Raw genomic sequence first — 22,698 nt, forward strand, 5'->3', positions numbered from 1 at the left:
GGGATTGAAAATATGTAAATTGAAAGCTTACCAAGCTTCGATTAAATCAACTAGTCTAAAGTAAACTTCCTTCGATATTGTAGGGAAGTTGGCAATACGAACTTGAGTCGCTTTATTAGGGCCGTAACCTGTACTTACCTCTAAACCTTGTTCAGAGAGATAGGCCATTAAAGCTTTAGCATCACGTCCTTCTTTTACTTCGATTACAATTACTGTTTTAGAGCGAACTCTTTCTTCTTTTACAGCATAATCCAAGTCTTTATGAGCACCAACAGCGGCATAAAGTAATGAAGATTTATAATCTGCTTCGCTTCTGATAATTTTCATTTCTCTACGAATCATATCTTCACATACTTTACCAAGCGTATAAATGGCAATAGCATTTGGTGTGGCAGGTGTCATGTTCTTCGCTGCATTTTTCAACAACGTAAACATATCATGGTAACCTCCCATCAATCTACCGTCCGCTTTCAGAGATTTAGCTCTTTCAACACATTTTTCGTTGAAAATCCAAACTCCTAATCCTGCTGGGCATCCCATTCCTTTTTGAACTGAGAAGTATAAACTATCGATTTTTGTAAAGTCAATATCCAAATATGGAATTGAAGAAACAGCATCAATTGTAATTAAAGCATCAGGGTTTTCCTCTCTGATTTTATAAATATCTTCTACGGGAAATTGAACACCTGTACTCGTCTCATTTTGAGTGATCGAGATCAAGTCTACATCAGCGTCAATGTTAAAATCTGCTTCTGAAAAACCTTCGCCCAAAGGTTTTTCAATTTTTTGTGTTTGATGTCCCCAAGCTTCCGCAAAAGCATGGAAACGTTCTGAAAAGGAGCCATTTACAAAATGAGCACTTTTTTGAGCAATGCAGTCCTGCGCTAGTCTTTCCCATACTTCTGTCGCCGAACCAGTGAAAACTACATGGTAATCTTCCGGTACGCCCAACATTTCTTTCACCTGCTTTACTGTAAAAGCAAAGATCTCTTGAAATGCACCACTACGGTGGGAGATGACAGCAACATTATCTTTTAATGCTTGTTGGATATGCTGCTCTACAGTAAAATACAGCTCACTTGGTCCTGCTGTTAGATGAAACTTCTTCATATTTGTCTGTTTAGTTAGGTTTTAAGTACAAGGACATGTACTTATGCCTCTTTTATTTTCCAATCGGAAATGAGTAATTCATTTGTATCAATATCCATAGAACACTTAAAGTGGCCTCTTGGACATTTTTTATGACCGTGTATACCACAAGGTCTGCAATCAAGATTTTCTTTTACTTCAACTATTCTAGAGTTGGAGGACAATGGTCCAAAACCAAATTCAGGAATTGTTGAACAGAAAATTGCCGTTACAGGTGCATTCATAGAAGAAGCCATATGTTGAGGTGCTGAATCATTGACATAATTCATCACAGCTCCTTTCATTAGTGCTGCTGACTGCAAGAAAGAAAGCTTCCCTGCCCAATTGCACATATTACCTCTATCTACCTTATCTACAATTTCATCACAAAGGTCTCTATCTCCTGGTCCACCAATTAAAATAACGGCAGTATCTTCGGGAATTTTATTGATAAATTCCACCCATTTATCTTTGTGATGTTGCTTTGTATACCATACTGAACTGGGTCCCATTGTTACATATTTTCCTTCAAACTTGGCTTTTTCGTAGTCAATTTCTCTGGGATATAATTTCGGACCCACAAACTCAGCGTCAGTAATATCTTCAATTAGAGAAAGGTAACGACTCACCTCATGATGCTCTCTTTCTCTTCCTAACCCCACTTCATGTTTTTTCTTAATTGAAAAGAATGAACTCAATGGATTTTTATCAAAACCTGCAGTAGATTTTGCTGAAGATAAGAAGGTCATTAAACCTGTAGAAAAAAAGCGTTGAAGATTGATTACTCTATCATATCTGCGACGTCTGATTTCTGCAGAAACCTTTAAAAGGTTTTTATTTTTCTCTACTTTTTTATTCCAAATAATAACCTCGTTGATATGAGGATTGTTTCTCAATAACCCCTCATTTCCGTTTCTTACCACAAAATCAATAGATGCTTCAGGGTAAAACTTAATCAACTTCTCCACAACGGCAGTTGCCATAATGACATCTCCGATAAATGCCGTCTGGATCACTAAGAATTTTTTCATGCCGTAAAAATCTCATTTCATAATGAATATTGCAATAAATGGAGTCTATATCTACAAAATTTATAGCTCCTACAGGCTCGTTCTTAAATCAATTATCACTCTCAACAAGAATAGATTAATTCATACGAGTACAAAACTTCTTTTTTTATCCTTTTTTACTCCCTATCTTCATATTGGATTTAGGTAAAACGTAGGTACCCATTCATGAAGTCATTCGAAGAATTTAAAAATCATTTTAAAGAAAATATTGCCGGTCAGTTAGATCAGATTGAAGACAAAAGATACTATATGCACAACAAGCGTCTTCAATTTGGTGGCTTAACGATGTTGATGATTTCCTTCTCTTTAATGCTTTTATACCTTGATCAAATCAATGAATACGGGGTATACTTCATGTGTATTTTTGCTCCTCTCACTTCCATGAATTATTTCAATAATAATTTTCAGGATGATACCATTGAAGAAGAATACAAAGAGGTGGTAGTAAGAGAAATGATCCGCTTTATGGACAACAGCTTAAGGTATTCTCCTCAAGATTTTATTCCTCTAAAAAAATGGATTGAAAGTGGAGTAAACCCAACCATTCCCGATGATTACGAAGGAGACGACCTCATTGAAGGGTCAATAGATGGCACTTCTCTTCAGATGTCGGAGGTAATGGTGAGTCATCTACGCCCTCCTAATAATAAATGGTATGTCAATAAGAAAAAGAAACAAAAAGAAAAGTATAAAAAAGAGTTTCATGGTTTCTTTATGATTGTTGAATTAGATGATCCACCATCTACCGAAATTTATATTTTTGAAGACCATATTCAGAAAAACTGGGGGCATGTTGGGCGATTAATTGAACAAAAAGATGACCGCTACGGTACTTATGTTCCCATCAAGGACCCTGAGTTCCGAAAATTCTTTAAGGTGTATGCCACGAATAGAGCCGATGCCGAAAAATCTTTAAAAGATGACTTCATAAAGAGGCTTTATAAAATCAAGAAACACTTCAAGGCCAAAGTCAATTGTGTAATGAAAGAGGGAAAACTTTATGTTTTTCTTGATGTGCGTAAAGAGCTTTTCAAAGTAGATACCACCCATTCATTAAAGAGGTCTTTTATTCTGAAAGATCTTTACAGAGATATGGAAATGATCTTAACCGTTGCACATACTCTCAATGACCCTATTCCTGAAGAAGCGCCTCCAACCCAGATTAATAACAACTTTGGGGATTCTACCAAAGATGATCATGTATACGAAAATGCCCCAGTACAAGAAGAAGCCATCGTTCATGACAGTGAATCTTTCCTAGAAGAAGAAGAACAATTTGGAGAAGATCCTGAAGAAGACGAGTTGGATGAATCCTTTGCGGCGTCACAAGAACAGCTTTTTGGTGCTGATGGCAATGGTAAAAATCCTCATTTTGATTTAGACGACTTTGAAAATGAGGATTATTATGAAGAGGAAGATGACTAAACATCATTTAAAGTATGGCATCTCTTATTTTTTTCCGAAATTTGTAACATACGAAAGTATAATTAAGCCTCTCACCCTACTTTCTTAGAAAATGAGGCTGCAAAAAATATATTAGATCATAAGGAAAATGGACAGTAAAAGACAACATAAATTTTCTCGTTTAATCCAAAAAGATCTAGGCGAAATTTTTCAACAGAATTCAGTTTCTATGTTTGGAGGTGCTTTTATCTCTGTAACGCATGTTGAAATTTCTCCTGACTTAGGTTTAGCGAAAGTGTATTTAAGCTTTTTATTAACAAAAGACCCGGAAGGAAAAATTGTTGAGATTGAAGAGCAAAATAAATCAATCCGTAACCTTCTGGCACAACGTATTCGTCATCAAGCAAGAGTAATTCCTGAATTACGTTTTTACTATGACAATACTGCAGAAGAAGCAGAAAAAATTGACAAGTTATTTGAAAACATCGACATCCCTGACGAAAAAGAAGATGACGATGATGACAATATCTACACACGTTAATTTGAAGAGCATGTTTGAGCGACTTCACTGTTCAGACATGCTTTTTTTGTTGTACTATTCGGTTACAACTCCATCCACTTTTTTGAATTTATAGGATATACTTAGCAGAACATGCTGGCATTTTTTAAAATCAACGATCCCTTACGATTAATCATTCTTTTATTCCTTATGATCATCATTCGCCTTCCAATTTGGATTGGTGATATTCCATTGCTTTCTGATGAGATACATTGGTTTACGCTTGGTGATAAACTGGCGGAAGGAAATAGTATGTATGTGGATGTTTGGGATAATATAGCTCCACTTTCAGCGGGTGTGTATTGGGTCATTGCCTCATGGTTTGGCACCTCACAAGCTGTATTTTTTGGTTTTGCTGCATTTCTTACATTAATACAATCTTATCTATTCAACCTAATGATGAATAGAAGTGAAGCCTATAAACAAAAAACATTTATACCAGGCTTGATGTATCTTCTATTTTCCAACATTAGTTATGATTTCATGACACTTTCTCCAACGCTCATTTCACTGACCTTTTTATTGTTTGGTCTTCGAAATTTACTAAGAATGGAGCGAACAGATGTGGAGCAGAGTATCTTGAATACCGGTATATTCTTCGGATTGGCTTCCTTGGCCTATATGCCTTCTTTCTCTTTCCTTTTGATGGGTATTTTCGCATTAGCAACATTTAGAGTCTCTTCATTCAACAGACTTTTCTTGGCTTTTGTAGGGTTTACAATCGTTTGGGGAGGGTATTTGGTGTACCTCTATTATATAGACGGTTTAGAAGAATTTGCCAACTTATGTATACTAGCAATACCTAATCTTGAACACAATTTCCAATTGACTTGGGAACAAATGCTAATGCTTAGCGTTATTCCTGCCTTTATTCTATTGATGGGAATGTTCAAAACATTCAGCTATAATGCCTTTATCAACTCCCAACAAAACATACAGCAATTAATGCTAATTTGGGTCATCACTGCTACCTTAAGCATTGTGTTCTCCTCTTTTACGATTTCTTATCAATTGATCTTATACGTACCCGCTTTAAGCTTTTTCAGTGCTCACCAGTTATTGATCATTCGAAAAAGGCTGATGGCTGAAATCACGTTATGGTCTTATTCCCTCCTTTTCCTAGCACTTATGATCGGTACAGCATTTGATGTTTTACCAAAGAAAATTGAATCTCCTTATCAAAATGCGTGGGCTATTGAAGTTCCTGACTTGAATGAATATGGTGATAAAATGCTGGTTTTCGGATTGGATTATAAGTACTACAAAGATCACAACCTAGCTACGCCCTATCTCAACTACAATGTAAGTCGTCAATTTTTCAAGAAGATTGATAACTATGACGAAATAAGAACGATCTATAATGCTTTTGAAAAGGATATGCCTGATGTAATTGTAGATACAAATGGTGATGGACAAAAGCTTTTAGATTATATTACTATTATTCAGAAACAATATGAAAAAGTGGTATTAGATAATGGATTAGTCATTTTCTCAAAGAGAAAGTAATAATGAGATCTAAAATATTAGGTGTTTTTTAGTTTTATATACTTTTCATTCTGACATCATTTCCACCCCCTTATTAGTACAAAAATAAAATTTTTCACTTTTTTCTTTGCCTGAAAAATTTCATTTGTATATTTGCACTACCAATAAACGTATTTTTTACATTTATATAATAAACCAAACACAACCAATTTAAACACATGAAAAATATCCTTGAGAAGCTTTGGGATCAGTATGTGGAAATTACCCCTTCTGCTGCTAAGATCCAGTCCATTTTTGAGGACAAAGCCGAAACAATCGAAAATGATCATATTGCTATCCGTACTTTTAATCATCCACTAGTAAATGTTGATCGACTTTCAGAACCATTTATTCGTATTGGTTATGAAAAAAAAGGGGAATATGTTTTTGAAGCAAAGAAATTAAAAGCAGCCCATTTCCAGCATCGCACTGATAAAGATGCTCCAAAAATCTTCATTTCAGAATTAAGATTAGAGCTTTGCAGTGAATTTCTACAGGATGTAGCTGATTCTATCATTGCAACTTCTGGTGCTGAGCATATGGATATTGAGCAATTACTTTTGAGTGGTTGTCTTTGGGAAAAGCCTTCTTATAAAATATATGAGAGACTTGTTGAAGAATCTGAATACGCAGCATGGATGTATGTATTTGGTTTTAGAGCCAATCATTTTACTATTCACTGTAACAAGTTAGATCATTTCAACACCCTTGAAGATGTGAATCAGTTTTTGAAAGACAATGGATTCCAAATGAATACTTCGGGTGGTGAAATCAAAGGAAGTAAGGAACAGCTTTTAGAACAATCAAGTATCCTTGCGGATAAAGTTAAAATTCAATTCCAGGAAGGAGAATACGAAGTCCCTTCATGTTATTATGAATTCGCGAAAAGATATGAAGACAGCACTGGGGAACTTTTCGAAGGTTTTATCGCATCATCGGCTGATAAAATATTTGAAAGTACAGACACTGCTCTTTCGAAATAAAACCTCAATCAAAAAAAATGACCATTTCTAAAGTTATACGTTATAGAATACATCGACGATCGAACACCTTTTTCTAACCAATTCAGGATTATCTAGAACTTAATGTAAAAAAAGAAACCCTACAGTTTGTAGGGTTTCTTTTTGTATAATGCTAGAATTTCGAGATGATCATTTTATATAAAGAACATCCCTAAAATGCCGGCCACCATATAGTATTTTATAAAAGAACTGATTTTTCCGTAATCTTTACTTGAAACAGCTTTGATCAGTTTGTAAATCATCATAAATGCCGGAAGCGATAAAATACAGAAATAGTATTGAATATAAGGCTCTTCCATCTCCATCACAATAACAAATGATATAGCTATAAACAAAGCAAATAAAAGGTAAATCAACTTTTTGGTTTTTTGATCTCCCCATATAATAGGCAATGTTCTACAACCAAATTTCACATCTCCTTCTTTATCCTCCAAGTCTTTGATGATTTCACGAATCAGAGAAACGAAAAATGAGAAAATCCCAAATTCATATACAGCCCTGTTGTGCTCAGCAAAATAAATGTTGATCAAAAAGATAGACAATGCGGTAATCGCCGCTACACTTACATTGCCAATAAAGGCTCTTCTTTTTAATTCATTGGAATAAAGCCAAAGCCAAAAAGAGGCAATAAAACACACTATTCCTACTTCGAGCGATAAAGAAAAGCCAATTACAATTCCTATCAAATTAAATACAGTGTGTGTAAAAATGGCAACCCTTCTTCGCATTAACTTACCAATAACCTGCTTGTTTGGGCGATTGACAGCATCAATTTTTATATCATAATAATCATTGATGATGTAGCCCGAGGCAGCAATCAGTAATGTAGAAAGGGTCAATAACCAAAAAGAAACATCTTGCAGAAGATATCTCCAGTCGGCACTTGGTCCTACCAAGAAAATCCTTCCCATCCATTGTGTATACAATATGATGAGAAGATTATTGGCTCTTATTAGACTCAAAAAGTCTTTTAAGTTGATAAAAAAAGTTTGTTCTGTTTGTGGTTTACTCATTGTATTAATGGGCTTCTAACCAATTTATACCTTTACCGACTTCTACTTCTAAAGGAACTCCAATGTCATATGCATTTTCCATCATTTCTTTTATTTTGGAAGTCATTAATTCTAATTCATCATTATGAACATCAAAAATCAATTCATCATGTACCTGAAGGATCATTTTTGATTTCAAATCTTGTGCATTCATCCATTCCTGAATTTCAATCATCGCTTTCTTGATGATATCCGCTGCAGTACCCTGAATTGGTGCATTGATGGCATTTCGTTCTGCCATTCCTCTCACCGTGAAATTACGTGAATTGATATCTCTTAAATATCTTCTTCTTCCCATCAACGTCTCTACATATTCGTTGTCTCTTGCTTTCGCAATCACATCATCCATGTATTTCTTGATGGCAGGAAACTCTACAAAATAATTATCAATCAACTCCTTCGCCTCACTTCTAGCGATATTCAATTGCTGAGAAAGACCAAATGCTGAAACGCCATAAATAATACCGAAGTTGGCCGTTTTTGCTCTTCTTCTCATTTCCGGCTCAACGTCTTTTTCATCTACTTTGAAGACTTTAGCAGCTGTAGCAGTGTGAATGTCTCTCCCATCCTTGAAAGCATTGAGCATTTCTTCATCTTTACTGAACGCTGCCATAATTCTCAATTCTACCTGAGAATAATCCGCCGCAACAAATGTGTAGTTTTCATCTCTAGCAACAAAAGCCTTTCTGATCTCTCTACCTCTTGAAGTCTTAATCGGAATGTTCTGCAAGTTAGGGTCTGTAGAACTTAAACGACCTGTTGCCGCCACTGCCTGATTGTAAGTAGTATGTACTCTTCCATCTGCCTTGATCAACTTCGGAAGGGCATCTACATACGTACTCTTCAACTTCGCTAACTGTCTAAAATCTAAAATCTTTTCAACGATTTCATGTTGCTTCAAACCTTGAAGAATTTCTTCCCCTGTAGCATATTGACCCGTTTTTGTCTTTTTTGGTTTATCGACCAGCTTCATTTTTTCAAAAAGAATCACACCTAATTGTTTAGGAGATGAAATAGTAAACTCTTCACCTGCCAAGGCATAAATATCTTTTTCTAACTGCTCGACTTCTTTACCAATTTGAATAGAATAGAGTTCTAAAGAAGGCACATCTAAATTCACCCCTTCTTTTTCCATATCTTTCAGCGTTTCCAACAATGGCATTTCAAGATTTTCGAATAACTCTTTCAAGCCTTTTTCTTCCAATATTGGTAAGAACTTCTCTTTCAACTGAAGTGTAACATCAGCATCCTCACACGCATATTCATAAATTTCCGAAGCAGGCAAATCTTTCATATTTTTCTGCTTCTTCCCTTTTTTACCTAATACAGTCTCGATCGAAACCGGAATATAATTTAAATATGTTTCAGAAAGGCTGTCCATACCATGACGTTTGTCTGGCTCTATTAAGTAATGCGCCAACATTGTATCAAAGAATGGTCCTTGCACTTTTACACCAGCAGTATCCATCACCTGAAGGTCATATTTCAAGTTTTGGCCAATTTTTAATATTTCTTTATTCTCAAACAATGGTTGAAAGTGAGCTAAAACTTTATCTGCCTCTTCTTTTTCCAATGGAACAGGAACATAGTAAGCCTCATCTTTTTGAGCAGAAAAAGACATTCCAACAATCTGAGCTTCCAAAGCATCTAAAGAAGATGTTTCAGTATCAAAGGCAAATTCCTTTTGTTTAGAAAGGTAATTGATCAATTCAGCATAACGTTCCTCTGAATCAATCATTCTATAATTCTTGTCCAATGAACCAATGGTATCAGGCCCTTGCAACTCCTCTTCTTCTACAACCTCTTCTACTGTCTCAACTTTTGAAGCAGATGAAGTTGGAGCACCGAACAATGAAGCTTGCTCCCCTGCTTTCACTACTTTTTTAGTAGGAGCAGGTTTTGCATCAGGGAATAACCTTCCTAATAAGGTCTTAAATTCAAGATCATTGAAAATCTTAATGATTTCCTCTTTATTAGGTTCTTGCACTAAAAGTTTATCTTCTTCAAATGCAATCGGCACATCTATTTTAATGGTCGCTAATTCTTTAGAAAGAATTGCTTGTTCTTTATTACCTTCTACTCTTTCCTTCAGTTTTCCTTTTAACTCTGAAGAATGCTCAAGAATACCTTCTACAGTGCTGTATTGCTTCAATAATTTTACAGCAGTTTTAGGACCAACACCCGGAATACCTGGAATATTATCAACAGCATCACCTTGCAAACCTAAAAGGTCAATTACTTGGTCGATTCTATCCAAATCAAACTTTTCTAAAACTTCCTTTTCACCTAAAATCTCAATTCCACCCTTCGTAGAAGGTCTGTATAAGAAAGTATTCTCATCCACCAATTGAGCATAATCTTTATCAGGCGTCATCATAAACGTTTGAAAACCTTGTTTTGAAGCTTCTTTTGCCAAAGTACCAATCACATCATCAGCCTCATAGCCTTCCACTTCTAATCTTGGAATATTAAAAGCATCAACGATTTTCTTAACGATTGGAATTGCAATAGAAATATCTTCAGGCGTTTCTTGTCTATTGGCTTTGTACTCTTTGTACATTTCATGTCTAAAAGTAGGGCCAGATAAATCAAATGAAACACCAATATGTGTAGGATTCTGCTTCTTAAGTATCTCCAATAATGAGTTGACAAAACCCATTGGAGCACTCGTATTCACTCCTTTAGAATTGATACGCGGATTACGTATTAGGGCAAAATGGGCACGGAAAATAAGAGCCATGCCGTCAAGCAGAAATAATTTCTTCATAATTTAGTTGGTCTAAAAGACGCTCTATACAGTTTCTAATTTTAAAATCACGAAATCAATCTCCGATCTTACTAACTATTCGTGATTTTGCAGTTATATCTTAATTTTTGTACGAATATACTAATCGGATTTCGAAGATTTATATTCTTGTTGTACGTTTGCAATAATATTTGCAATTCAATTGACAATTTGAAGCAGATGGCGAATCAAAATCTATTTTTTGATTTTAGAAAAGGGTGATTCAATATCCTTTAGGAAATTCTGATTCATCTGTTCTAGTTTGAACTTAAAAAAGTAAAGAGGTTTGGTAGGAGAAGCGATACAGCACTTACAACAGCAACTATTATATGCTGGAAATTATAAATCATTAATTCAAGAAAAAAGCACTGGATTAATCAAGGTCTTTAAGAAATCTTTCTATCCCACTTTTGAGGTAGAAGACCTTTTGAGATTTATAAGTGAGCATATTGTAAGCAAACATATCGTCTCTATTTTAATCGATACAGAAGGTCAAAAAGGCCTTTTTGAGGATTCAATATTTCAAGCTTTTGAAGGTTTAACTTCACAAACTATTGATGAAGAGTTACTTCAAAAAAGCTATCAAACCGTTGCTGAAAATATTGAACAGCTTTCATTAGAACAAGATAACAAAGATGCCCTCTTTACCACATTGATGGGAAGGGAAGAAGGCGAACCTTTACCCAATTACTTTTTGGGAATGTTCCGATCACTGATGAAAAAGCATTTGAATAATTCAGGAACAAATGCTCAGTACCTCTACCCTTCTTTTACATTGCCTCCATTCTTAGATATTGAAGCAAAATCCAATACCATAGTCTGTTATGATTTACTGGCTTATTATTGGAGTGCTATTATAATCCCAGCAAGTACACGTTCTTTTGGCAACAGTTTGTGTTTTGTCAACATAAAACCTCAAGGACAAAAGCATTTAGACTTCGTTGAAGATGATAGCAACCTCAATAAACTCATCAATTTGAACAGAGATCCAGTTCAAATTGTTTTTGGGACTATTCAACAGATGTCATTGGGTAATAGAACTGCTCATAAAGATTGGGTCAATAAGGTAAAGAAGACTTTCAAAAATGATTCTTTCAGAAACCCCGTATCCTATTGGTTTTTGTGGGCTAAGGAAAGATTAGGCAACAACGGTATATTAGTGATTAGAGGAGATCATTCTCTTGCTGCGGCACCTGAATATAAAAATTGGAGAAATACGGTTTCGAAGATTTGCCAAAGGATCTATATTCAAGCACAGCAGTATTCATCACAAGTAGTATACTGTTTTATTTTCAGTAAAGAAGAAGAGAAAGAAGGTGTTTTTTACGCCCCTAGTTATTTGGAAGATTTCGCTCAAGTTCATGAAGATTCAGATGATTGGATTACACTTTCTTCTGATGAATATAAGAACTTCCTATGTCTAATTTCCGATAAAGAAAAGAGTATTTTCAATCAAACTCTTCCAGCATTAAACCTTAAAAATAAATCTTGGCATACTGATTTTAATAAAAAACAGTTGATTGAGAAAGTCAACCTTTATTATAAAAATCAAAAGAAGAAGGAAACACTTGGCTTGGATGAAGACACTGTAGTTTCTGACGCTCAGTTAAGTCGAATTTATGTCAAACCGTTTTTGAAGAAATGGGCCTATATTTCCAAAAGAGACACCGAGAATTGGAACACATTACAACATCATGGTTTTCAAATCGAGAACCCTACTTTTGCCCTTTCTATGCATAAGGATTTAGGTTTAGAAGTGACGCCAAGTAATCAGGCATTGCTTTCTACCTACTATAGTAGAAATCAATTTGCTACAATATTACCACTGAACATCTATAAAGAAGACCACTCTTATAGTAGTAATATCAGTGACTGGGCATTGGACCGCTTTAAACAGTATTATGTTTCAAGACTTCCAAAAGTAGAACTCAATAATTCTGTTGGCTCTATTCAAGATCTATTGGAGAGTGAAATAAAAAGTATTGAACGATACACCAATAGGCTTCCGGTACTTCATAAATTCACCAAACAACTTTCTGACTTAACACAAGAGAAGGAAAGTAGCTTAGACGATGTCACAAAGCTTTTACATCAATTGACGCAAAAGATGCATCAGCTCTTTAGAGGTTCAACGGAGAAAAAAGTGATGATCCAAGAGATCAATAAATCTTCTCAAAAAATCATTAGTACGATCGGTGAGTTAGAAAAAGGCAAGATTGAAAATGAACAAAAAGTAAAAGCTTTAAAGAAAGAAAATATCTTCTATTATTGCTTTGCCATTCTTAATCATCCTCTTTATCAAAATGACTTTGAAAAAGAATTAAAAGCGTTACCACCTAGAATACCATTATTAAATGATTTTTGGTCATGGGCGAAAATGGGCAAAGAAATATTCCAATCAGGCACTTCTAACATTGACGACATTCACTTTACTTTTGGAGATGTAACAGAAGAAAATGACGAAACAGATATTTTAATTAATAGCAGTCAGAAAATTGCTGGACTTGAAGAAAACCAAAAGATAGGTGAGTGGGATAAACAAAAGGTTTTCCAACTTATACTTCAAGAGTATAGAGAAAGAAAACCTTTGAATAAAGATTTGCAAAAATACTATAGATCTGAAATAGCTGTAATCAATAGATTAGAATTACTTAAAAGTATTCAATTTCAAGCTCAATTTTATTTGAAAGTGAAGAATACTCTCCCGAATCATTTATTTGAGAACTCGGGACAAAAGTTTAGATTAAAACGTAGAAATTAACGGCAGAATGAATTATTTTCAATAGTATCTAGGCGGTCTCTTCGTAATGGTAATTCCAAATTCGAAAGAGCACTTTTTTCTGGTCAGTGGCGGAAGGATCAACTTCTACAAGTTCAGCCTCTATCACTTCTTCACTTTCCAATTTTTCAGCAATTGATTTACTTACCTCTCTAGGAACGTAACCAATCATGGTGTCACCCGCAAAAACGGCTGTTGCAAATTCATCATATTCGTTAGCAGAATTTCGCACCAATTTGATTGGCTGTCGCATAATTCCCCATTCGGTATCTTTATTCGAATAGTATTGGAATCCTGCAACATAACCTTCAAAGAGAAGTGTCTTACTTAGATTAGATAGTAAATCTTTTTCTTCGCTGTGAGTAAAAGGTTTAACCATAGAATCATTATTATATTTTGGTAATTATTAGCAATATACAATATTTTATTGCAATATTCCTATAAAACTAAACTAGGTTTTATTTTTTCTTAAAAAAATCATATATTTAAAATCATTATTTAAGGTCTCAAAATACCATTATGAAACTGTCTCAAATCATTAAAATTGCACTGTTTGCCCTTATAGCCGTGGTCGTTGCTTATACTTATCTGTCTTCCAATTCTAATTTGGATCAAGGGAAATATCTTGAAAAAGTGAATATTGAAAGAGCAGAGAAAAATGAAGAGTTTAAAGACGAAAAGACTTCTCCTTTGAAAAAAGAAGAAATAAAGACTTTCAATTCACTAAATTATTTCACTCCAGACAAACAATACATTGTAAATGCAAAACTAGAATGGGCCGATAAACCAGAGTCTATCAAAATTGCTTCTACAAACGGAGATCCTAGAACTTATAAAAAAGTAGCATGGGCTACGTTTAAAATAGATAATCAAGAACAAAAACTGGTATTACTTCAAAATGCCTTGCCTAATCCGTTGACGAAAGGTTTAACAATGGTGCTTTTCAGAGATCAAACATCCGGGAATACTACCTATGGGGCCGGTCGTTATATTGAGCTACGCGGTTTAAAGAAAGGAGCTATGCAGACTGTTATAGACTTCAATAAAGCATACAACCCCTACTGCGCCTACAATGATAATTACGACTGTCCTTTACCTCCTTTGGAGAATCAAATGACAGTTGAAATTAATGCAGGAGAGAAAAAATACCATCTGTAACAAATTCACGATATACATCATTAATAGTACTTTTAAAAGTTATTCATTTCAATCCCACTTAACTGATTAGGGATAGTTAAAAATTAGTGGTAATTTGGAAGTTGAGTATTACGGCAAAAGTAAATGGAGATGAAAGAACTAGAAGCTTGTAAATAAATATTTCATCAACGCTTCTACTCCTCCTATTCCTTAATTGCTTTTATTCGGTTCTTAACACATTACATTTTTTTATTGCTCGATGTCATTAGATAAAATTATTAATAAACTCGCAACCACTGATAATAAGCGTGCTTATTTGGAGTTGCACTTTTGGATATTGTGTTCAAGTACAATTCCAATTATTAATATCTATATATCGCTTTCTTCAGTAGAAATTGTTTTTTTAAGGACAATGACTGCTTTTGTCATTATCTTTATCTTTCTCTCGATAAAGAAAATACCTTTAAAGGTTAAAACTTCACATGTACTCCTATTAGTATTTACTGGAATGCTCACCTCCATTTATTGGGTGTTATTTGTTATTGCGGCCAAAACCTCAAATACCTCGGTAACATTGGTGGGAATGGCTACTACACCAGTATGGGTAAGCTTTGTATACCCCATATTCTCCAAGAAAAGACCTACGTTTAATGAGTTAATGACCGGATTGTCTGCTTTGTTTGGCGTTTATATGATTTTCAGTTCTAGTTTTGCTTATAGTGAGGGAATGTTTACAGCAATCTTAGCAGCATTCTTTGCGGCATTAGTTACTATACTTACCTCAAAATCCTCTCGTAGGTATCATTATTTAGTCATTACTTTCTATCAGATGCTTGGAGCATTTTTAGCTACAGCAGCAGTACTTCCATACTATCTTAAATTCATTAAGCAAGGTAGTTTTTCAATACCTACTCCTACTGATATCTTGTTAATCATTGTACTGGCCATTGTATTTTCTATTATTGCTTATTCCTCTATTGTAAAAGTGATGAAAAAAATTACCCCTTTTAGTATATCACTAGCCAACAACTTGGCTCCAATATATGGTGGTGTTATTGCCTATTTCTTTTTTGGGGAAAGTGAACTTATGGACCTGTATTTCTATGGAGGGGCATTTATTATAGCTTTTGCTATTTTGGCTATGCCATTGGCCAAATTCATATTTAAATTAGATAAGGTAGAACCTAGTCATTCTTAAGTTCTTACTCTTTTAGATGAACCCAATCAACTAAATAAGTCGTCATTTGAAGTGTTAGAAGAGGTGACCCAAATTATTAAAAAAAACAGAAGTAAATAAAGAGATATAAATACCTTGAAGTTGACTACTTCATTTTACCTAGCAATTCGTGAGAGGTTAGGCTGAGTACTAAAAGAACACTAATTGAAAGCGTACCAAATATCACGGACAGCCACCTACTATAAGACAGCCAATCATCTTTTTCTTTCTTGGCTTCATTGTACATCTTTTGGGAAAGATTGATGATATCTTCTGTATTTTTCTGAAGGTTTAAGGTGAGTCCTTTATCACCTCTAAAGCCAATCGTTAAATCTACATTTACGATTTTCAAAAGTGTAGAATTGTATCGTTTTAAGTTATTCAACAATGTATACCTATGATTTTCTGCCATAGGAATATTTTTGATATCATTTTGCATTTGATGGTTCAACTCTCTGATTTTGTAAAATTCAGAAGTATCCGCAGAAAGCAAATAACTTTTCTCTAAAAGCTTCATTCTTTCTAAAGAAACAATATTAATATAGGGATCAATGGCAAGTGCTTTCGTTCTTTTCTGAAGATCTCCAATCATTCCTGAGTTTTGAGAACCTCTGTACTTAAGCTGTGTTATGATCTTAGAAAAAGTCTTACGGTGGGTTTTAAGTAGTTTAAAAAATGAATCGAGATCAGTTTCATATTCAACTTTCCAAGAAGAGTTTGAAGTAAGAATTGAAGAGATATACAACTCTAAATTTTTATCAATCTTATGGTATTCCTTCATAATTGGAGTCGCTTCCCTCGACTTATGGAAGTCTTCATAGTGTGCTTCATAAGACAAGAACTCTTGTGCTGCAAGTGTCATTCGCATTGATTTCTGACGAATATCAAGTACTTTTTCTAATACAGCGTCATGATCTTCAATTTGCCTAAAGGAACTAAAGTTACCCACTGCAATTAAGAAACAGGCCACAAAGTAGACGTAAAACCAACGAATCACTTTTCTCCATGTATATGCAACAGTAGGATTTTTCACTTCTTCTTCAAAAATTTAATTTAAGTATTAGGATTAGATGCAATAAATATTCCATTCATTTATTATTACAGATAATCTTGGTCATAGTCTTTTCTCAAAATGTAATTATAAAAAAATAGAAGAGTTTTAATACCATAGATTTAAAAAAAAAGGAGACGAACGCCTCCTTTCCATATTATAAGAGAATATTTTCTTAGTGTTGTACTAAAGTTGCATTTTGCTCATCTTGGTTTCTACCAATTTTCTTGAAGTTCTCTAAATACACTTTCGCTTGATCTTGATACTTCAATGAACCATATACAACACTGTATACTTGCTGACCATTTTGCTCAGTAACTTTCACATAAGTTTTCCACATTTTGTAGTGTGCTTCAAACTTTTCTGCGTATCCTTGAGCGTCACATAAATCTGCAGTTGAGTAAACTTGAACACCCCAACCATGAGAGATGATTTGACTGCTTAAATCTACAAAGTAAGTACGGTTGTTTTGTAATTTACCTTGACGACTTGAACATTGTGAAGAGTTTGAAGGCATGTTGTTTCCAGCAGTAGCTACATTTCCACCACTTCCAGATTTTGCATATACTGCCATCTTTTCTTCGTAAGCCTCATTAGATTCAGATAGAGCATTTACCTCACTTTGCAATGCCTCATTTTTTTGTTGAAGTGAATTAATATCAGCTTTTAAACCTTCTACCTCATACTTCATTTGCTCATTCATTGTTTTCAATGAATTCGACTTCTTCTCTAATTCTGTTTTGCTTTTTCTTAATTCAGTATTTTCAGTGGTTAACTGAGCATTCATCTGCTTCAACTTTTTCTTACTTTGAGCAAAAGAATCCGGTGCTAACATGAATGAAAAAATAATAACTGCAATAGGTAAAATTTGATTTTTCATTGTATCCAAGGATCGTTTCAGGAGAATAAAATTGTAATTAAAATTATCTTTCAATTGTATTACAGTATCAATAAAAAAATCAGTCAAAAAGGACTAATCAGAGTCTAATAGTTGTGATACAATTCTAATTCTTATTATAAAGCTAATCAATAGTGCTTAAAATTCCATTTTTAGCCTAAAAAATAATTAGTGAGACATAAAAAAAACTCATCTTACAATACAAAGTATAACTATTTAAAGTAAAACCTGTATTATAAAATGAGTTAGAATATTTGTACTACAAAGATGAAGAAATCAATTTTTATTGATCGTTCTTCAACTGATTTTTGAGTTTATCCAATTCAGACTCCTCTTGAGGAGCAGAAGCTGTACTTGATGTACTATCTGTCGTATTAGAAGCCGATTCTCCAGCACCCAATCTCATTTTTTCTTTCAACTGATCTAATGCTAATGACGAAGTGCCGCTACCTGGACCAATCGCCTTATTTATTTCTTCATCAATTGAAACATTTGCATCTGCAATATCTCCATAAGATTCCGCTAAAGCTTCTTGCTCTTCTACCTTGTTCTTCATTCTCTCCAACATTGCAACAGTACTACCTGAATCAATACTCGCTAACTGTTTGTTGATTTTCGAAGAAGCTTCACTCACTTTTGCTCTCGCTTTTAATGTCTTCGCCTCATTTTCCCATTGAGAAATTTGAGATTTCAAGCGTTGAACATTTTGTTCCATTTTAGTCACTTGAGACTCATTTTGAGTGACCATTTTTTCATGCGTTTGTGCTGCTGCAACTGCTTGTTCTTTTTTACTTAACGCTTCAGTTGCTAAACGGTCTGCTTCAGCTGTATCTAATTGTCCAGCATTAGCCTTTTGTAATAGAAGAACTGCTTTTCTTTCCCAATCAGCTGCCGCTTGCTTATGTTGTTCGTATTCTTTTCTTGTTCTAATAGAGATTGCTTTTACTTGAGCTAATCCTTGTAAACTTTTATCTAAATCTCCTTTTAATTCACGTATCCCCTGATCCGTCATTTTTATAGGATCCTCCAAACTATCTAAAGCAGCATTTGTTTCTGCTGACATCCAACCGAATATTCTCTTAAAGAATGACATATATTTTTGTTTAGTTTTGTGCGTAATTTAATAATAAGTCAAAGTTTTCACTGATCATCATTTTAAATGCATTCAGTGTTCCTTCAATTTCATTTTCATCTAAGTTTTCAAGCTCAAGGGTATCTCTAAATAGTACTCTATTGCCTTCTGAATCAATTACAAAAGCTCCATGAACAGAAGTTCTGTTTTTCTCTAATAAAGTTCTGTAGAATTCTGGATTATCACTAGTAATATCAAAAATGTGCATTTCTACTATCAAGATAGGATCTTCGCAGTCAACGATAACATTGATCAATCCTTCTTCCTCGTCTGAAATGATAAAAAGTTCTTCCTCTAGGTCCTCACTTTTAATATCATATCCGAGGTTTAGCAAATAGCCCTTTACTTTTTCAAAGTAACTCATTGTATAGTAATTTAATTTATTAATATCTGATAATACGAATATAACTAGAAATTGGATACCAAAAGGGACCGAAATAATTAATATTTAATAAAATTTGAGGTATAAAAAGCACGTTATCACTAAAAAAATATTTTTTTGGATATTTTTTATCGAAGAATGAAAAACTTTTAGAAAAAGGTATAGTATATTTGATGCAATCGGTTGAAGCAAATTTCAATGATAAAATAAACTACCAAATTCTATATGCCAAAAAATAATCATCTTAAAGACTCCCCCCTTTTAATTGAAGGAGCTTGGGAAGTGTGTAACCAAGTAGGTGGGATCTATACAGTAATCAAGTCAAAAATATTAAACGTTCTCTCTTCTTTTGGAGATGATAACTATTGTTTGATAGGTCCTTACATCAATAGCAATGTATCCGCGATTTTTGAACCAATTTCTGATGAGGGTAATGACTTAGTTTCTAGAACCGTACGTTCACTAAGAGCTCGTGGATATGAAGTAAATTATGGAAGATGGTTAGTTTCGGGACGCCCAAGAGTGGTACTTTTTAATCCCTATAATGAAGCTTGGAAACTTACTGACATAAAAAAATCAAATTGGGAAAGCCATAATATCCCTTCTTTTGACGGAGATGATCTCTTCGATCAAACAATCATGTTGGCAAGTCAAATTACTGACTTCTTCCAAGAACTACATGACCAAAACCAGCATCAACAAAAGGTGATCGCACACATGCACGAATGGATGGCAGGTATTCCGATTCCAGAAATCAGAAGAAGAAACTTAGACATCAAATGTGTATTCACCACTCACGCTACTTTACTTGGTAGATACTTAGCAATGAACGACCCTGGATTCTATGACAACTTAGAAAAAGGGATCTACGACTGGGAGAAAGAAGCCACTCACTTCAATATTCTTCCTCAAGTTGCCATTGAAAGGGCTGCTGCACATGGTGCACACACTTTCACAACGGTAAGTAGATTGACTGCTATTGAATGTAAATACCTATTAGGTAGAGATACTGATGCTATTGTTCCTAATGGTATCAATGTCAATCGTTTTGAGGCATTACATGAATCTCAAAACCTTCATCAGGTTTATAAAGAAAAGATACATGAGTTTGTGATGGGGCATTTCTTCCAATCTTACTCATTTGATCTTGATAATACTTTATACTTCTTTACTTCAGGTAGATACGAATTTAAAAATAAAGGTTTTGATTTAACACTAGAAGCATTGGCTCGTCTGAACCATAAACTTCGTGTGAACAATATCAATAAAACGGTTGTTACTTTCTTCATTACTAAGAAAGAATACAACTCCATAAACCCTCTAGAGCTAGAGTCAAGAGCAGTATTAGGTGAAATTAGAAAAATCTGTGATGCTATGGAGCGATCTGTAGGGGAAAGATTATTCTATATGGCTTCTAAAGGAGATACTTATTCTACTCCTTCTATTGAGGATCTAATTCCAGAAAGTTTAAGACTTCAATTAAGAAGAACTGTCCAATCATGGAAAACGGATCGTTTACCTTTCCTTACTACTCATAACCTACAAGATGACAGTAAAGATGATATCCTAAACTTTGCACGTTCTTCAGGGTTATTAAACTTTGAGGGAGATAGAGTGAAATTAGTGTACCATCCAGATTTCGTTTCTTCAATGAACCCTCTCTTTGGTATTGATTATGATGACTTCGTAAGAGGATGTCACCTTGGGGTTTTCCCTTCTTACTATGAGCCTTGGGGTTATACTCCAATGGAATGTGTTGCTAGAGGTATTCCTGCTGTTACTTCTGATTTGGCAGGTTTTGGTGATTTCGTCATCAATGATCTTAAGAGAACACGAGTTGAAGGTATTGAGGTAATTCATAGAAAGCATAGTGATTACTCTCACTCTGCTGAAGAATTAGCTAACTTTATGTATGATTTCGTGACGACTGAAAGAAGAGATCGAATCTCTCAAAGAAGTGCAGTAGAGCAAAGTTCTATTCACTTTGACTGGGATGCTTTATATGATTATTATATCAAAGCGTACCAAATCTCACTAGAGCGTTAATACTTACCTCTTAGGGTAATGAAAATATAAAAGCCGGTTAATACTACTATTGACCGGCTTTCTTTTTTAATCTTTCAAGATACTCCTTGAAATTACAATTTTTTGAATCTCAGACGTTCCTTCATAAATCTGAGTAATTTTAGCATCCCGCATTAGTCGTTCTACATGATATTCTTTCACGTAACCGTAACCACCATGTACCTGAACTGCTTCTACCGTTACATCCATTGCAACCTCTGATGCATATAATTTTGCCATGGCAGATGCTTCACTATAATCTTCTCCTTGGTCTTTTAACCATGCGGCTTTATACACTAAATGCCTTGCAGCTTCTATTTTTGTAGCCATATCAGCTAACTTAAAAGCAATAGCTTGGTGCTCGCTAATTGGTTTACCAAATGTTTTCCTTTCTTTAGAATATTTTAGAGCCAACTCATAGGCTCCTGCCGCGATACCTAAAGCTTGTGCAGCAATACCAATTCGACCTCCATTTAATGTTCCCATTGCGAACTTAAAGCCAAACCCATCTTCTCCAACTCGGTTTTCTTTTGGTACTTTTACGTCAGTAAAACTCAACATGTGCGTATCCGAACCTCTGATCCCCAACTTATCTTCCTTCTTCCCCACAACGAATCCTTCCATTCCTTTTTCTACAATAAGGCAATTAATTCCTTTATGCCCTTTTTCACGATCAGTCTGAGCAATCACTAGATAAATCGAGGCTGAATTTCCATTGGTAATCCAGTTTTTGGTACCATTCAAAAGATAATGATCGCCTTGGTCAATGGCTTCTGTCACTTGAGAAGTTGCATCACTCCCCGCCTCAGGTTCAGACAAACAAAAGGCTCCAATAGCCTCTCCAGAGCACAATCTCGGCAAATACTTTTTCTTTTGTTCTTCAGTACCATACTTTTCTAACCCCCAACAAACTAAAGAGTTATTTACTGACATCGATACAGAAGCCGAAGCGTCGATTTTAGAAATTTCTTCCATCGCCAATACATATGAGATGGTATCCATACCTCCTCCTCCATATGCAGGGTCAACCATCATAGACATAAAGCCTAATTCCCCCATTTGACGTACTTGCTGAGCAGGGAATCGTTGTTCAGTGTCTCTTTCGATGACTCCTTCTAATAATTCAGACTGAGCGAAATCGCGAGCAGCATCTTTCACTGCTTGCTGCTCTTCTGTTAGTTTAAAATTCATGTGTAAATTGGTAAATTCTGTGTTGTGTTTATTGTGAATGTTTACTCAAATATACAAAGCTTCGTCTAAAGAAAAAGTTTTTAAGTGTGGAATAAACATTTTTAATTAAATAATTAATGAGAATAGCTATATCAAATTAGAATAATACAATTGAAAATGGTAAAATTTAGAGATTACTATTCCATTTTTAACTTAAAAGCCAAGTAAAGTATGATTTTAAATTTATAATAAATGAATCATTAGTTCTTGATTTAGCCTATAATTATGCATTCTGTTTATCATTTAAGTTCAAAATGAACCATTT

At 34.6% G+C, this 22,698-nt stretch carries 18 protein-coding genes; 8 read left to right on the forward strand and 10 right to left on the reverse strand.

Features of this window, described 5'->3' with window-relative positions:
* Positions 1-27 precede the first annotated feature (27 nt).
* Both IC221_RS14720 and IC221_RS14725 read right to left on the reverse strand, forming a co-directional pair.
* Positions 28-1,110, reverse strand: coding sequence for an aminotransferase class V-fold PLP-dependent enzyme (locus tag IC221_RS14720; protein WP_188169698.1), 1,083 nt, complete (start codon positions 1,108-1,110; stop codon positions 28-30).
* Between the two features lie 41 nt (positions 1,111-1,151).
* Positions 1,152-2,159 carry a glycosyltransferase family 9 protein gene (locus tag IC221_RS14725; RefSeq protein WP_188169699.1) on the reverse strand — a complete coding sequence of 336 codons (1,008 nt, stop codon included), beginning with the start codon at positions 2,157-2,159 and terminating at the stop codon, positions 1,152-1,154.
* Positions 2,160-2,363: 204 nt separating this feature from the next.
* On the opposite strand from IC221_RS14725, the gene IC221_RS14730 reads away from it, so the two are divergent.
* The 4 genes from IC221_RS14730 to IC221_RS14745 all read left to right on the forward strand — a co-directional run bounded on the left by IC221_RS14730 (position 2,364) and on the right by IC221_RS14745 (position 6,668).
* Complete coding sequence (locus IC221_RS14730) at positions 2,364-3,623, forward strand: DUF3137 domain-containing protein (RefSeq protein WP_188169700.1); 1,260 nt, start codon at positions 2,364-2,366, stop codon at positions 3,621-3,623.
* Positions 3,624-3,750: 127 nt separating this feature from the next.
* Positions 3,751-4,143 (forward strand): 30S ribosome-binding factor RbfA, encoded by a 393-nt coding sequence (gene rbfA, locus IC221_RS14735; protein ID WP_044202000.1) that lies wholly within the window; start codon positions 3,751-3,753, stop codon positions 4,141-4,143.
* Positions 4,144-4,254: 111 nt separating this feature from the next.
* Positions 4,255-5,667, forward strand: a complete 1,413-nt coding sequence (locus IC221_RS14740; RefSeq protein ID WP_188169701.1) for a hypothetical protein — start codon at positions 4,255-4,257, stop codon at positions 5,665-5,667.
* A 197-nt stretch (positions 5,668-5,864) separates the two neighbouring features.
* Entirely contained in the window at positions 5,865-6,668 is an 804-nt protein-coding gene (locus tag IC221_RS14745) for a DUF1338 domain-containing protein (RefSeq protein ID WP_188169702.1), read from the forward strand.
* A gap of 173 nt (positions 6,669-6,841) precedes the next feature.
* Here the strand turns inward: IC221_RS14745 and IC221_RS14750 are convergent, their stop codons facing one another.
* Both IC221_RS14750 and polA read right to left on the reverse strand, forming a co-directional pair.
* Positions 6,842-7,720: a geranylgeranylglycerol-phosphate geranylgeranyltransferase gene (locus IC221_RS14750; protein ID WP_188169703.1), complete on the reverse strand. Its 879-nt coding sequence runs from the start codon at positions 7,718-7,720 to the stop codon at positions 6,842-6,844.
* Positions 7,721-7,724: 4 nt separating this feature from the next.
* A complete protein-coding gene (gene polA / locus IC221_RS14755) occupies positions 7,725-10,526 on the reverse strand; it encodes a DNA polymerase I (RefSeq protein ID WP_188169704.1) in 2,802 nt (933 codons plus the stop codon).
* A 304-nt stretch (positions 10,527-10,830) separates the two neighbouring features.
* On the opposite strand from polA, the gene IC221_RS14760 reads away from it, so the two are divergent.
* Positions 10,831-13,305, forward strand: a complete 2,475-nt coding sequence (locus tag IC221_RS14760) for a type ISP restriction/modification enzyme (protein WP_188169705.1) — start codon at positions 10,831-10,833, stop codon at positions 13,303-13,305.
* Positions 13,306-13,333: 28 nt separating this feature from the next.
* On the opposite strand, the gene IC221_RS14765 is transcribed toward IC221_RS14760, so the two are convergent.
* Positions 13,334-13,702 (reverse strand): HIRAN domain-containing protein, encoded by a 369-nt coding sequence (locus tag IC221_RS14765; protein WP_188169706.1) that lies wholly within the window; start codon positions 13,700-13,702, stop codon positions 13,334-13,336.
* Between the two features lie 140 nt (positions 13,703-13,842).
* On the opposite strand from IC221_RS14765, the gene IC221_RS14770 reads away from it, so the two are divergent.
* Both IC221_RS14770 and IC221_RS14775 read left to right on the forward strand, forming a co-directional pair.
* A complete protein-coding gene (locus IC221_RS14770) occupies positions 13,843-14,481 on the forward strand; it encodes a DUF1684 domain-containing protein (protein WP_188169707.1) in 639 nt (212 codons plus the stop codon).
* 238 nt (positions 14,482-14,719) lie between these two features.
* The gene (locus IC221_RS14775) at positions 14,720-15,658 is read left to right on the forward strand and encodes a DMT family transporter (RefSeq protein ID WP_188169708.1); all 939 of its coding nucleotides are present in this window, start codon (positions 14,720-14,722) and stop codon (positions 15,656-15,658) included.
* 124 nt (positions 15,659-15,782) lie between these two features.
* On the opposite strand, the gene IC221_RS14780 is transcribed toward IC221_RS14775, so the two are convergent.
* The 4 genes from IC221_RS14780 to IC221_RS14795 all read right to left on the reverse strand — a co-directional run bounded on the left by IC221_RS14780 (position 15,783) and on the right by IC221_RS14795 (position 19,121).
* Positions 15,783-16,709: a hypothetical protein gene (locus IC221_RS14780; protein WP_188169709.1), complete on the reverse strand. Its 927-nt coding sequence runs from the start codon at positions 16,707-16,709 to the stop codon at positions 15,783-15,785.
* A gap of 193 nt (positions 16,710-16,902) precedes the next feature.
* Complete coding sequence (locus IC221_RS14785; protein WP_188169710.1) at positions 16,903-17,607, reverse strand: SPOR domain-containing protein; 705 nt, start codon at positions 17,605-17,607, stop codon at positions 16,903-16,905.
* Positions 17,608-17,908: 301 nt separating this feature from the next.
* Positions 17,909-18,718, reverse strand: coding sequence for a PspA/IM30 family protein (locus IC221_RS14790; RefSeq protein WP_188169711.1), 810 nt, complete (start codon positions 18,716-18,718; stop codon positions 17,909-17,911).
* Positions 18,719-18,728: 10 nt separating this feature from the next.
* Complete coding sequence (locus IC221_RS14795) at positions 18,729-19,121, reverse strand: YbjN domain-containing protein (RefSeq protein ID WP_188169712.1); 393 nt, start codon at positions 19,119-19,121, stop codon at positions 18,729-18,731.
* A 243-nt stretch (positions 19,122-19,364) separates the two neighbouring features.
* Here IC221_RS14795 and IC221_RS14800 point away from each other — a divergent pair, with 243 nt between their 5' ends.
* Positions 19,365-21,185, forward strand: a complete 1,821-nt coding sequence (locus IC221_RS14800; RefSeq protein ID WP_188169713.1) for a glycosyltransferase — start codon at positions 19,365-19,367, stop codon at positions 21,183-21,185.
* Between the two features lie 66 nt (positions 21,186-21,251).
* On the opposite strand, the gene IC221_RS14805 is transcribed toward IC221_RS14800, so the two are convergent.
* Complete coding sequence (locus IC221_RS14805; RefSeq protein ID WP_188169714.1) at positions 21,252-22,394, reverse strand: acyl-CoA dehydrogenase; 1,143 nt, start codon at positions 22,392-22,394, stop codon at positions 21,252-21,254.
* Positions 22,395-22,698 lie beyond the last annotated feature (304 nt).

It is taken from the genome of Flammeovirga sp. EKP202 (assembly GCF_014534745.1).
Lineage (GTDB): Bacteria > Bacteroidota > Bacteroidia > Cytophagales > Flammeovirgaceae > Flammeovirga.